The 12416-nt window shown below is 71.8% G+C and carries 11 protein-coding genes; 9 read left to right on the top strand and 2 right to left on the bottom strand.

Features of this window, described 5'->3' with window-relative positions:
- The first annotated feature begins 21 nt into the window (after positions 1 to 21).
- From HJ588_RS00955 to manA, 3 genes are read left to right on the top strand one after another with little or no spacing between them, the layout of a single operon-like run.
- Positions 22 to 348 carry a DUF2516 family protein gene (locus HJ588_RS00955; protein ID WP_171151096.1) on the top strand — a complete coding sequence of 109 codons (327 nt, stop codon included), beginning with the start codon at positions 22 to 24 and terminating at the stop codon, positions 346 to 348.
- Positions 342 to 1172, top strand: coding sequence for an alpha/beta fold hydrolase (locus tag HJ588_RS00950; RefSeq protein ID WP_343036537.1), 831 nt, complete (start codon positions 342 to 344; stop codon positions 1170 to 1172). The genes HJ588_RS00955 and HJ588_RS00950 overlap by 7 nt, the downstream gene beginning before the upstream one ends.
- Positions 1169 to 2305 (top strand): mannose-6-phosphate isomerase, class I, encoded by a 1137-nt coding sequence (gene manA / locus HJ588_RS00945; RefSeq protein WP_171151094.1) that lies wholly within the window; start codon positions 1169 to 1171, stop codon positions 2303 to 2305. The genes HJ588_RS00950 and manA overlap by 4 nt, the downstream gene beginning before the upstream one ends.
- A 10-nt stretch (positions 2306 to 2315) precedes the next feature.
- Here the strand turns inward: manA and HJ588_RS00940 are convergent, their stop codons facing one another.
- Positions 2316 to 5390: an AfsR/SARP family transcriptional regulator gene (locus tag HJ588_RS00940; protein WP_171151092.1), complete on the bottom strand. Its 3075-nt coding sequence runs from the start codon at positions 5388 to 5390 to the stop codon at positions 2316 to 2318.
- Between the two features lie 154 nt (positions 5391 to 5544).
- Between HJ588_RS00940 and mshA the strand changes: the two genes are divergently transcribed.
- The 4 genes from mshA (at position 5545) to HJ588_RS00920 (ending at position 9357) form a co-directional block, all read left to right on the top strand.
- Positions 5545 to 6810, top strand: coding sequence for a D-inositol-3-phosphate glycosyltransferase (mshA, locus tag HJ588_RS00935; protein WP_246241834.1), 1266 nt, complete (start codon positions 5545 to 5547; stop codon positions 6808 to 6810).
- Complete coding sequence (locus HJ588_RS00930) at positions 6811 to 7320, top strand: YbjN domain-containing protein (RefSeq protein ID WP_171151088.1); 510 nt, start codon at positions 6811 to 6813, stop codon at positions 7318 to 7320. It begins immediately after the preceding gene.
- 9 nt (positions 7321 to 7329) lie between these two features.
- On the top strand, positions 7330 to 8073 hold the full coding sequence (locus HJ588_RS00925) for a phosphoglyceromutase (RefSeq protein WP_171151086.1): 744 nt from the start codon (positions 7330 to 7332) through the stop codon (positions 8071 to 8073).
- Positions 8074 to 8421: 348 nt separating this feature from the next.
- Positions 8422 to 9357, top strand: coding sequence for a hypothetical protein (locus HJ588_RS00920; protein WP_171151085.1), 936 nt, complete (start codon positions 8422 to 8424; stop codon positions 9355 to 9357).
- A 241-nt stretch (positions 9358 to 9598) separates the two neighbouring features.
- On the opposite strand, the gene phoU is transcribed toward HJ588_RS00920, so the two are convergent.
- Entirely contained in the window at positions 9599 to 10264 is a 666-nt protein-coding gene (phoU, locus tag HJ588_RS00915; protein ID WP_171151083.1) for a phosphate signaling complex protein PhoU, read from the bottom strand.
- A gap of 218 nt (positions 10265 to 10482) precedes the next feature.
- Between phoU and HJ588_RS00910 the strand changes: the two genes are divergently transcribed.
- Both HJ588_RS00910 and HJ588_RS00905 read left to right on the top strand, forming a co-directional pair.
- The gene (locus HJ588_RS00910) at positions 10483 to 11688 is read left to right on the top strand and encodes a sensor histidine kinase (RefSeq protein WP_343036536.1); all 1206 of its coding nucleotides are present in this window, start codon (positions 10483 to 10485) and stop codon (positions 11686 to 11688) included.
- Positions 11685 to 12368, top strand: a complete 684-nt coding sequence (locus HJ588_RS00905; protein WP_171151081.1) for a response regulator transcription factor — start codon at positions 11685 to 11687, stop codon at positions 12366 to 12368. The genes HJ588_RS00910 and HJ588_RS00905 overlap by 4 nt, the downstream gene beginning before the upstream one ends.
- Positions 12369 to 12416 lie beyond the last annotated feature (48 nt).

Here is a 12416-nt window from a genome sequence, read left to right as displayed (position 1 = left end):
GCCCGGGTTAGGCTTGAGGGCATGGGCAACCTCTTCGAACTGCAGGGATACGTGGCGCTGGTGCTCGGCGTCGTGCTGTTCGCCATGGAGGTCTTTGCGCTGGCCGACTGCATCCGGCGGCGCCCCGACGCGTTCACCGCGGCCGGCAAGCTGAGCAAGCCCGCGTGGCTGGCGATCACCGCCGTCGCCGCCGTGCTCGGCTTCCTGGTGATCACCAACCCGCTCAACATCTTCGGCATCGTCGCCGTGGTCGGCGCGGCGGTCTACCTCGCCGACGTGCGCCCGGCCCTGCAACGGGTGGTCGGCACCGCCAAGCGCAACAACAGCGGGCCCTACGGCCCGTGGTGAGCGCGCACGCCCTTCCCAGCTCCACCGCGCGCACCTCGCTGCTGCCCACCAAGGACGGCGCGCTCGAATATCTCGTCACCGGATCCGGTGACCCGACAACGGTTTTCGCGCACGGTCTCGCCGGGTCGATCGCCACGACCCGGCCCTTCGGCGGCTCCGTGCCGGGCAGTCGCGCGTTCTTCCACTTCCGTGGGCACGGTGCCTCCTCCTCGCCCGAGACGCCCTGGACCTACGCCGCGCTCGCCGGTGAGCTCGCGGCGGTCGCCGACCACGTCGGCGCGACCCAGGCGCTCGGTGTGTCGATGGGCGCCGGCGCGCTGTGCCACCTGCTGGAGTCGCAGCCGGACCGCTTCGAGCGCATCGTGCTCGTCATACCCGCCGTCCTCGACCTGCCCCGACAGGACGCCGCACTCGACCGGCTGGTGGAGATGGGCGAGCTGGCGCAGGAGCGAGATGTCGACGGTGTCGCGGAGCTGCTCCTCGCCGAGCAGCCGGAGCAGCAGCGCGGCCGCCCGGAGGTCGTCGGCTGGTGCCGCGACCAGGCGGCGACGATCGTGCGCACCGACGTGTCGCGCGCGCTGCGCACCATCCCCTACGAGGTGGCGATGACCGACCGGCAGGCACTGCGGAAGGTCACCGCCCCGGTGCTGGTGCTGGCGCAGGAGGACGACCCGGCGCACCCGGTGCACGTGGCGGAGGAACTCGCCGCCCTGCTGCCGGACGCCCGTCTCGAGGTGCTCCCGCCGGGTGGCATCCTATGGACGCACCGGTCACGTGTCAGGTCGCTGATCGGTGACTTCCTCACCCGAAAGGCCCGTAGATGATCGGCAAGCTCAGCCCGCAGATCCAGGCATACGCCTGGGGTTCGCGCACTGTCCTCGCCGAACTCACCGGCCGTCCCGCCCCGACCCCCGAGCCCGAGGCCGAGCTCTGGATGGGCGCGCACGAGGCGGCGCCGTCCGGCATCGCCGGCAGCACGCTCGACAAGCTCGTCGCCGACGACCCGGTCGGCACGATGGGTGCCGCGGTGGTGGAGCGGTTCGGCGGGCGCTTCCCGTTCCTGCTCAAGGTGCTTGCTCCGGAGCGCGCGCTGTCGATCCAGACCCATCCCAACGCGCAGGAAGCGCTCGACGCGCCAGCCGGCACCTATGCCGACGCCTGGCCCAAACCCGAGGCGCTGGTCGCCGTCACGCCCTACGAGATCTTCGCCGGGCTCCGGCCGTATGACGAGGCGGCCGCGCTGCTGAGGTCGCTGCGGGTGGCGCAGCTGACCCGGCTCGTCGACGGCGCAGCGGCCCAATCCGAGCCGATGGCAGCGCTTCTCGCGGCCGTGCTCCGCACCGAGGGCGCCGAACGCGCCCGCCTCGTGGACTCGGTGGTGGGGGCGTGCCGCGTGGGGGATCACGGTCCGGCGGCCGATGCGATCGGGGCGGTGCTGCGCATCGCCGAGCAGTTCCCCGGCGACATCGGGCTGGTGGTGCTGCCGATGATGGTGCACCGCGTGCTGCAGCCCGGTGACTACGTCTTCGTGCCGGCCGGGGTGCTGCACGCCTACGTGCGCGGCACGTGCGTGGAGATCCTCGCCAACTCCGACAACATCGTGCGGGCCGGGCTGACCCCGAAGCAGATCAACGTCGAGGAGCTGCTGCGGATCGTCGACGTGCACCGCGCGATGGTGCCGGAGCAGGCAGCCGGCTGCCGGGTGCAGTCCTTCCCGGTCGACGTGCCGCACTTCCAGCTACACGTGGTGCAGCCGGACGACACCCCCGTCGGCCTGCCCGGTCACGGTGGCCCGCGCATCGCCCTCGCACTCGGCGGCACCGTGCGGGTCGAATGCCCTGACGGCACAGTCCAACTCGCGCCCGGAGAGTCCTGCTTCCTCGACGCATCCGTCGCGGACGCGGAGGCGTCGGGCCAGGGCACGCTCTACCTGGCCACCACCGGCCTGAGCGGCTGACGCCCGCGACTCACCGCCGGACGGGTCCGGCGTCGTCGCCGACCTCGCGGCCGTAGGCCTCGTCGAACTCCTCGCGGCACGCCAGCTCCGCCGACGCACGCGCGGCGCGCTCCTGCCGGAGCAACTCGGCTGCCGCGACGTGCTTGCCCTGGCGGCTCAGCACCGACGAGAGGTCGTGCATCGCCGCCGCCACGCTGAGCGGGCGGTCCAGCGCGGTGCACTCCTCGATGCTGGCCCGCAGGTCGGCCTCGGCGTCGTCCAGCCGGTCGAGCGCTGCGAGTGCGCGGGCGCGGGTGCGTCGCACGCGCGCCGCGAGGAAGTCGTCGGCCGAGTCGACGGCCCTGCGCCATACGACATCGGCTTCGTGGAGTGCCTGCTCGTCGCGGCCCAGCTGGTAGCTCATCTCGGAGCGGGCATCGAGCGCGTAGGAGAGCAGGTGCTGCTCGTCATAGTGCTGCAGCAGTGAAATCACTTCGCTGAGAAGGACATTCACCGAGCCGAGCTTGTGCTGTCGCCAGGTCACGCGGGCCAGCTCGATCGTCGCCGCCGCGTAGGCGATGCGGTCGCCGTCGTCGGCCAGGATCTCGCGGGCGCGGGTCAGCTCCTGCTCGGCGGCATCGAGTTCGTCGTAGTCGTTGTGCAGCAGACCGCGTATCGCGCAGGCCCACCCGGCATAGGTCGCGTCCGGGTGCTGCCGGAGCAGGCTCTCGGCCCGGTCGAGCGCCCGCTCGGCGGTGGTGCGCCGGCCGAGGGACACCGCGGCGCGTGCGGCGACGATGTCGGCGGCGGCCGCGGTGTCCGCCTCGCCGAGGAGGGTGAGCGCCTTGCGCGCGGCCTCGGCGAGCAGCAGGGCGCGCAGTGACTGCGACCGCAGATCCTCCCGGTGCCACGCCTCCGCGAGCTGCAGCAGCGCCCGGCCGAGCTGCTGGTCGGCGCTCGGCGCGGAGAGCGCGGCCCGCACCCGGGTCGCGACACCCAGCCAGCTGCGGTGACCGCCGAAGGTGTGCTGTGCGTTCGCGGCCGAGAGCACCAGCCGCCAGGCGAGATCGGGCGCCCGGCCGGCGAGGGCGTCAGCGACGGTCAGCAGCGCCGCGCCGTCGGTGCGGAAGAAGTCGGCGGCCGCGAGCGCGCCGACCGGCCGTGCCTCCTCGTCGTCCAGCGCCGGCGGGGCGGGCACGAGCCGGCGGTGAAAGGCGAGGTGGCAGGCGGTCGCCCGGCGCAGCAGCGCGCGGCCGATCCGCATGGTCGCGTCGGTGACATCGGCGTCGGTGAGCGGGCGGGCGGCCCGGGCGACGTGCGTGACCAGGTCGTGGAGGCGGTAGAGCGTCATACCGTCGTCGCTGGTGACCGGTTCGATCAGGTTGGTGGCAAGGAGGGTTTCGAGGAGTTCGTCGCCGGCGTCCTCGTCGCCGAGCAGTGCCCCGGGCAGCCACGCGCTGAAGCCGGTGACCGGCAGCCGGGCGAGCAGTGCGATGGCGTCCTGCTGCGCCGGCGAGCGACGCTCCCAGACCATCCGCACGCTCTCGCGCAGCTTGTCGAGGGGATCGCGGTCGCGGTGTGACGGCGCGACGAGACGCCGCGCCATGTCGGGAAATCCGCGATCGGGGCGATTGACCAGGCGGCCGGCGACCAGGCGGATCGCGAGCGGCAACCGCCCGGTGGCGTCGAGCAGCGCGATCGCACCGTCGGGGTCCGCGGCCACCCGTTGCTCGCCGAGCATCGCAGACAGCAGGTCGGTCGCATCGCCAATCTGCAACGACCGCAGGCGAATCGGCAGTGCGTCGGGCAGCTCCTGGTGCACGGTGCGGGAGGTGACGATCGCCATGGAGCCGGCGGTGACCGGCACCATGAGCTCGAGCGCCGAGGCGACCTGCGCCGACATCTCGGCGACGTTGTCCAGCACGATCAGCACCCGCCGCTGCTCCAGGATCGACCGGAAGAGCCCGACCCTCGCCACCAGGTCGTCGGGTATCGCGTCGCCCCGCAGACCGAGCAGGCGCAGGAAGGACCCCAGCACCTCCGCCGGCGCGGGCGCCTCCTCGCGGTTGCCGAGATCGGCATACAGCGTGCCGTCGGGGAAGGAGTCCTGCACCAGGCGTCCGCACCGTATGGCGAGTGCGCTCTTGCCGACGCCGGTGGTGCCGGTGAGGTGCACGACCGTCGGCGCACGGCGGGCCCCGGTCGCGGCGTGCCGGATGCGGTCGACGTCGGCGTCCCGGCCGACGAAGTTGGACGGGTTGCGGGGCAGCATCCGCGGGACCGGAAGTTTCGGTGCCACAAGGGTTTCGGGCTCGTCGACGGGTGCCGCCGCCAGCGCGGTGGCGTGCGACGGGTTGCCGTGCGACCGGTTGCCGTGGGACGGGGTGCCGTGCAGCACGTCGTGGTGGGCAGCGCGCAGCACCTCCGACGGTCCGACACCCAGCTCGTCGTTGAGCCGCCGGTAGGTGTCCCGGTAGACCCGCAGCGCCTCCTCCTGCCGCCCGGTCGCGGCGAGTGCCCGCATCAGCTGTGCGATGAACGTCTCGTGGAAGGGGTGCTCCTGCACCAGCCCGGTGAGCGCGGTGGTGAGACCACGCAGCTCGCCCAGCCGCAGCGCGAGGTCGCCGCGCTCCTCGAGCACCGCGAGTCGCTCGGCGCGCAGCGCGTCCTGTGCGAGCCGCACGTCGCCGGTGGGCGGGATGTTCTGCAGCGGCTCTTCGGCGAAGACCGTCAGCGCTGTGTCCAGGGCGCGCCAGCGTTGCTGCGGGGAGAGGTCGGGGTCTGCGCCGACGAGTGCGCGCCAGGACGCGAGGTCACAGCTGACGCCGTCCGCCAGCCGGTAGCCGACCTTGGTGGTCTCGAGCAGCGGCCGGTCGCACTTGCGGCGCAGCCCGGAGACGAGCGCCTGCACCCGGTTGCGGGCCGACGACGGCCGGTCGTCGCCCCAGATCCAGGGCACGAGGGCGTCGATGGTGGCCGCGGCCCCGGTGCCGACCGCGACGCGTGCGAGCAGCGCCCGCTCCAGCTGGCTCAGGGGGAGCGGGTCGGTGTCGCAGCGGAGCTGGACCGCGCACAGCACCTGCAGGTGTGCGCTCGCCCCTCGCATGTCGATCAAGGTACTGAAGATCACCGCCCGTGGGCGGTCCCGGACACCGGCGATCTCGCCTGCCGTGCGCGCCGGCGACCCGAATCGGCGGCGGTGCGAGACTGGTGGGGTGACTGTGGACACCGAGGCTGCCGCGCCGGCGCGACGGGTGGCGATGATCAGTGTGCACACGTCGCCGCTCGATCAGCCGGGCACCGGCGACGCGGGTGGGCTCAACGTCTACGTCGTGGAGACCGCGAAGCGGCTGGCGGCCAGGGGAGTGGCGGTCGAGATCTTCACCCGCCGCACCTCGGCTGCGCTCGCCGACACGGTGCAGCTGTGCCCGGGCGTGTTGGTGCGGCACATCGACGCCGGCCCCTACGAGGGGCTGGCGAAGGACGACCTGCCCGGCCAGTTGTGCGCCTTCGCGGCGGGCGTGATGCGGCACGTGGCGCGCCACCCCGAGGGTCATTACGACCTGGTGCACTCGCACTACTGGTTGAGCGGTCAGGTCGGCTGGCTCGCGGCGGACCGCTGGGACGTGCCGCTGGTGCACACGATGCACACGATGGCGAAGGTGAAGAACTCCTCGCTCGCCGACGGCGATCGTCCCGAACCCTCCGGCCGGGAGATCGGCGAGGAGCAGGTCGTGCGCGCCGCGAGCGTGCTGGTGGCCAACACCCGCCGGGAGGCGCGCGAGCTGATCGAGCTGTATGACGCAGACCCCGCACGCGTCGAAATCGTCTCTCCCGGAGTCGATCTGGCGACCTTCACGCCCGGTGACCGGTCGGCGGCCCGCGCCGCGGTCTGTCTGCCGGACGACGCGGAGGTGGTGCTGTTCGTCGGGCGCATCCAGCCGCTGAAGGCGCCCGACGTGCTCCTGCGGTCGGCCGCCCGGTTGCTGGAGCAGGATCCGGACCGGCGCTCGCGGCTGGTCGTGGCCGTGCTCGGCGGCCCGAGCGGGAGCGGTCTCGACAAGCCCCGTGCGCTGCAGCAGCTCGCCCGCGACCTGGGCATCGCCGACGTGGTGCAGTTTGTGCCACCGGTCTCGCGAGCCGAATTGGCGCAGTGGTATCGCGCGGCGGATCTGCTTGCGGTGCCTTCATATTCGGAGTCCTTCGGTCTCGTCGCACTCGAGGCGGAGGCGTGCGGCACACCGGTCGTCGCCGCTGACGTGGGCGGCCTTCCGATGGCCGTAGGCGACGCCGGCCGCCTGGTCGCCGGCCACGACCCCGGCGAGTGGGCAGCGGCCATCGCCGAGATGCTCGACGACCCGGAGGGCCGGGCAGCCTTGTCGGCCAACGCGATCCGGCACGCCGCAGCTTTCGGGTGGGACGCCACGGCCGACCAGCTGCTGCACGTCTACGCACGTGCCCGCGGTGAGGCGTCTGGCGTCGTCACCGGCATTTCCGAGTTTCCCCGCACCGAGAGAGCGATCTGAATGACCCGGACCACCGACATCGTCGAGCGCTACCTCACCGACACGGACGTCGAGTGGGAGCTCGGCGCCCGCGACGGAGAGTTTGTGGTCAGCCTCCCGGGGGAGCGCAAGCTGAAGACCGTGGTGTCCCTGGTTGCCGGCGAAACCGCTTTGACCGCAACCGCTTTCGTCATACGGCATCCTGACGAGAACCACGCCGAGTTTGCCCAGTTCCTGTTGCGCCGCAACCTGCGCCGTCCGGGCGTCGCCTACGCGACCGACGAGCACGGCGACGTCTACGTGGTGGCCCGGGTGCCGGTCGCGGCGGTCGACGACGACTACCTCGACACGTTGCTCGGCACCGTGCTGGAGGCGTCCGACGAGGTGTTCAACGACCTGCTGGTGCTCGGCTTCCGCAGTTCGATGCAGCGGGAGTGGGACTGGCGCATCAGCCGCGGCGAGTCGACGCGCAACCTGGAGGCGTTCCGCCACCTGCTGGACCGTGGCGACGGCGGCGAGGCCCGCTCCTAGGATGGCGCCATGACCTACACCCTGGTGCTGCTTCGTCATGGCGAGTCCGAGTGGAACGCCCAGAACCTCTTCACCGGCTGGGTCGACGTGCCGCTCAGCGACAAGGGTCGCGCCGAGGCCGAGCACGGCGGCTCGCTGATCAAGGACGGCGGCGTGCAGCCGGACGTGGTGCACACCTCGCTGCTGCGCCGGGCGATCACCACCGCCAACCTCGCCCTCGACGCCGCCGACCGGCACTGGATCCCGGTGCGGCGCAACTGGCGGCTCAACGAGCGGCACTACGGCGCGCTGCAGGGCAAGGACAAGAAGGCCACGCTGGAGGAGTTCGGCGAGGAGCAGTTCATGACCTGGCGGCGGTCGTTCGACGTGCCGCCGCCGCCGATCGAGCCGGGCAGCGAGTTCAGCCAGGACGGTGACGTCCGCTACGCCGGCCTCGGCGACGACATGCCGCGCACCGAGTGCCTGAAGGACGTCATCGAGCGCTTCCTGCCCTACTGGGAGGAGTCGATCGTGCCCGACCTGAAGGACGGCAAGGTCGTGCTGGTCGCCGCGCACGGCAACTCGCTGCGCGCGCTGGTCAAGCACCTCGACGGCATCGGCGACGAGGAGATCGTCGGCCTCAACATCCCGACCGGCCAGCCGCTGGTCTACCGCCTCGACGACGACCTCAAGCCGACCGTCCCCGGCGGCGAATACCTCGACCCCGTCGCGGCGAAGGCGGCCGCCGAAGCCGTCGCCAACCAGGGCCGCTGACGCGCGCGCGTCTCGTAAGCCGCGTGCGGTTGCGCGCGTCTCGTAAGCGGGGGTGACGTCAGGCGCACTGTTGCTTACGGGATCGGCAAGCCCCCGCGCATCTCGTAAGCGGGCGTGCGGTTGCGCGCATCTCGTAAGCGGGGGTGACGCCGGGCGCACTGTTGCTTACGGGATCGGCGAGGCCCCGCGCATCTCGTAAGCGGGGGTGACGTCAGGCGCACTGTCGCTTACGGGATCCGCGGCTAGTGCGCGTCCACATCTCCCGCGAATTGCCGCATCCGTCCACAACTTTCGCGACCCGCGATGACGGGCTGCCGATCTGCGACCACCGTGGCTCGGGTGGACGCCATGACGTTGCGCCGCCTGCATGCGGCTGCCGAGCAGCAGGGATGGGTGCTGTCCCGAGCGCAGTTGCGGACCCTCGGGGTCGACCGGTGGCAGGTGCGCCGACTCCTCGCCGCCGGTGTATGGCGGGCGCACGGTCTGCGCACGATCGGCCTCACTGCCGCACAGCTCGACGAGGTGGCGTTGCGACATCGTGCCGTCTGGGAGAGCGGCCGGGTGAGTGCGCTCGACGGTGTCAGCGCGCTGCAGCACGCCGGGCTGACCGGCTGGCACGAGCCGACCGTCCACATCTCCGTCCCGCACGGGCGCAGCCCGATCGCCGTGACCGGTGTGAGCCGGCACGTGGTGCCGATCCGTGGTGATCTCTGGGAGCACGGCCCCGATCAGGTGATCGCGGAAGACCTTCCGTGGGTGCGCAGCGAGTTGGCGGTGCTGCGGGCTGCGCAGTGGGCGATCAGCGACCGGGCGGCGGCGCTCGTCATCGCGATGGCGGTGCAACAGCGGCTGGTGGCGACCGACCTGCTCGCACGGACGCTGCCGCAGGCGGGGCTCTATCGCCGCCGCAAGCTCATCCGCACCGTGGTCGCCGACGTCATCGACGGTGCGCAGGCGCTTGGCGAGCTCGACTTCGGTGCGGCCTGCCGTCGCCACGGTCTGCCACCACCGGCCCGGCAGGTCATCCGCCGCGGTCCGCACGGCCGCATCTATCTCGACGCCGGTTGGCCCCGAGTGCGGCTGTTCGTGGAGATCGACGGCGCCCACCACCAGGAGCCGGCCAACGTCCTGGCTGACGCGCTGCGGCAGAACTCCGTCGTCGTCGGAGGTGAGACCGTGCTCCGGATCCCGTTGCTGGGCCTGCGGATCCAGGAGGATGCGTTCATGCAGCAGGTTGTCACGGCATACCGGCTGCGCGCCGCCGGCGTCTCGCGCGTCTCGTAAGCCAGCGTGCGGCTGGTGTCACCGTTGCTTACGGGACCGCTGGGGTGGCGCGTCTGGTGACGAAGCGTGCGGCTGGCGTCACCTTCGCTTACGGGACCGCTGGGAGGGGTGCGCGTCTGGTGAGGAAGCGTGCGGCTGGTGTCACCGTCGCTTACGGGACCGCTGGGGTGGCGCGTCTGGTGACGAAGCGTGCGGCTGGCGTCACCGTCGCTTACGAGATCGCCCGCGGCCGCGCCGGGCGTCAGTCCTGCAGGCCCTCGTCCTCGGTGCCGTAGCGACCGGTCACCAGGTAGACGATCCGGTTGGCGACGGCGACCGCGTGGTCACCGAAGCGCTCGTAGTAGCGGCTGATCAGGGTCGCGTCGACCGCGGCCTCGGTGCCGTGCTCCCAGTGCTGGTTGAGCAGCTCGCCGAAGATCTTGCGGTGCAGCTGGTCCATCTCGTCGTCGATCTTCTCGATCTCGTTGGCGCCGCGCACGTCCTTGTCGGCGATCGCCTTGCCGGTGGCGGCGGCGAGCCGCTCGGCGACGACGGCCATCTCCGCGATGGTGTCGCGTAGCGGCTGCGGCACCGCCGACTCGGGGTAGCGCATCCGGGCCACCTTGGCGACGTGGCGGGCCAGGTCGCCCATGCGCTCGATGTCGCTCGCCATGTGCATCGCGGTGACGACCATGCGCAGGTCGGTCGCGACCGGCTGCTGCCGCGCGAGCAGGTCCACCGCGCGGTCGTCGACGTCCCGGCGCAGCTGGTCGATGTCGTCGTCCGCGGCGATGACGCTCTCGGCCGTCGCCAGGTCGGTGTCGAGCAGCGCGCTGGTCGCGCGCTTCATCGCGGCGTCGACCATCGAGGTCATCTCGACCAGGTCGTCGGAGATCCGGTCGAGATCGTCGTGGAATGCATCGCGCATGGTGGTCTCAGATCCTCGCTCGTCGGGCCGTTGGCCGAAGCACTGTATGTCGAAAGTCGTCCCGCGCCACATCCGGGCAGCGCGAAGCGCCTGACGGGGTCGACCGTGGCAGGACGTGGTGAACTCGGTCGGGACGCAAGGTGAACAACGGGCAGACCGGCGGCATACGGCGCACTGGCGGTGCGGAGCGACCCGGCCGAGTGCGTACATTGGGCGCCGTGTTGCTCGCAGTCGTCGCCGTGGTGGTGGCCCTGGTCGTGGGCGCCGTCGTCGGTTACGCGCTGCGTGCCCGCCGCCCCGGCCCCGCCCCCGCAGCCCGTATGACGCCGCCGGAGCCGCTCTCCCCACTGGCTTCGCCGGCGATCGACGTGCTCGACGCGTTGCGCTCGGTGGCGATGGTCATCGACGCATCGGACCGGGTGGTCCGCTCCAGCGCGAGTGCGCAGGCGCTCGGCCTCGTCCGCGACGCCGAGCTGTCGCACGCGCAACTGCGCGGGCTGGTGCGCGACGTGCGCCGGGACGCCGACGTGCGCGAGGTCGAGCTCGACGTCGCGCGGGGCCCGCTCGGGCAGGGCCGGCTCACGATCGGTGTGCGGGTGGCGCCGCTCTCGCAGCAGCACGTGCTGGTCCTCGTCGAGGACCGCACCCACTCCCGCCGGGTCGAGGAGACCCGCCGCGATTTCGTGGTCAACGTCTCGCACGAGCTGAAGACGCCGGTGAGCGGCCTGACCCTGCTCGCCGAGGCGATGGACGACGCCCGCGACGACCCGGAGGCGGTGCACCGCTTCGCCGGCCGGATGCGCGTGGAGACCTCACGCCTGGCGCGGCTGGTGCAGGAGATCATCGAACTCTCGCGGTTGCAGGTCGCCGACACCCTCGACGAGCCGGTGCTGGTCGACGTGCGAGTCTGCGTGCGCGAAGCGGTCGAGCACCTGCAGGTCGTCGCCGCCGACCGCGACATCGAGATCTCGACCGCGCTCGGCGACCCGTCGGAGCCGGCGCTGATCTACGGCGACGGCAACCTGATCACCACCGCGGTCCGCAACCTGGTCGAGAACGCCCTCAACTACTCCGACTCCGGCACCCGCGTCGGGGTCACCGTGCAGCCCGGGCCGGACCTGATCACGCTGGTCGTGAAGGATCAGGGGCGTGGCATCCCGCCGGCCGACCTCGACCGCGTCTTCGAGCGGTTCTACCGCGTGGACGCGGCGCGCTCGCGCCGCACCGGCGGCACCGGCCTCGGCCTGGCGATCGTGAAGCACGTGAGCGCCAATCACGGCGGCGAGGTGAGCGTCTGGTCCGAGGAGGGCCAGGGCTCGACCTTCACGATCCGGCTGCCTGCCGCGCGCCCGGCGCCCGCGGCTCCCGTCATACCCGCAGAACGAACGCCTGAGCACAACACTCCCAGGAAGGTCACCCCATGACGCGCATCCTCGTGGTCGAAGACGAAGAGTCGATCTCCGACCCGCTCGGTTACCTGCTCGGCAAGGAGGGCTACGACGTCGCGCTCGTCGAGACCGGGCCGGACGCTCTGGTGGAGTTCGACCGGGGCGGTGCGGACCTGGTGCTGCTGGACCTGATGCTGCCGGGTATGTCGGGGGTCGACGTATGCCGGGCGCTGCGCCAGAAGTCGAACGTCCCGGTGATCATGCTCACCGCCAAGGACTCCGAGGTCGACAAGGTGGTCGGGCTGGAGCTCGGCGCCGACGACTACGTGACCAAGCCCTACTCCTCGCGTGAGCTGCTGGCCCGCATCAAGGCGGTGCTGCGGCGTGGTCAGGAGGCCGACGAGCTGCTGCCGGCGACGCTGCAGAGCGGCCCGGTGCGGATGGACGTCGACCGGCACACGGTGGTCGTCGACGGGGAGCCGACGGCGTTGCCGCTGAAGGAGTTCGAGCTGCTGGAGTTGCTGCTGCGCAACACCGGCCGGGTGCTGACGCGCGGGCAGCTGATCGACCGGGTGTGGGGCAGCGACTACGTCGGCGACACCAAGACGCTCGACGTGCACATCAAACGGCTGCGGGCCAAGGTCGAGCCGGACCCGGCGAGCCCGCGCTACATCGTGACGGTGCGGGGGCTGGGCTACAAGTTCGAGGCGCCGTGAGCCACCGAGTGATGCACTGAGCGCCGACCGCTCGGGCGGTCGGCGCTC

Source organism: Flexivirga aerilata, from assembly GCF_013002715.1.
Taxonomy (GTDB): Bacteria; Actinomycetota; Actinomycetes; order Actinomycetales; family Dermatophilaceae; genus Flexivirga; species Flexivirga aerilata.
The sequence above is the reverse complement of the archived record's forward strand: the minus strand, read 5'-3'. Positions and strand labels throughout refer to the sequence as shown.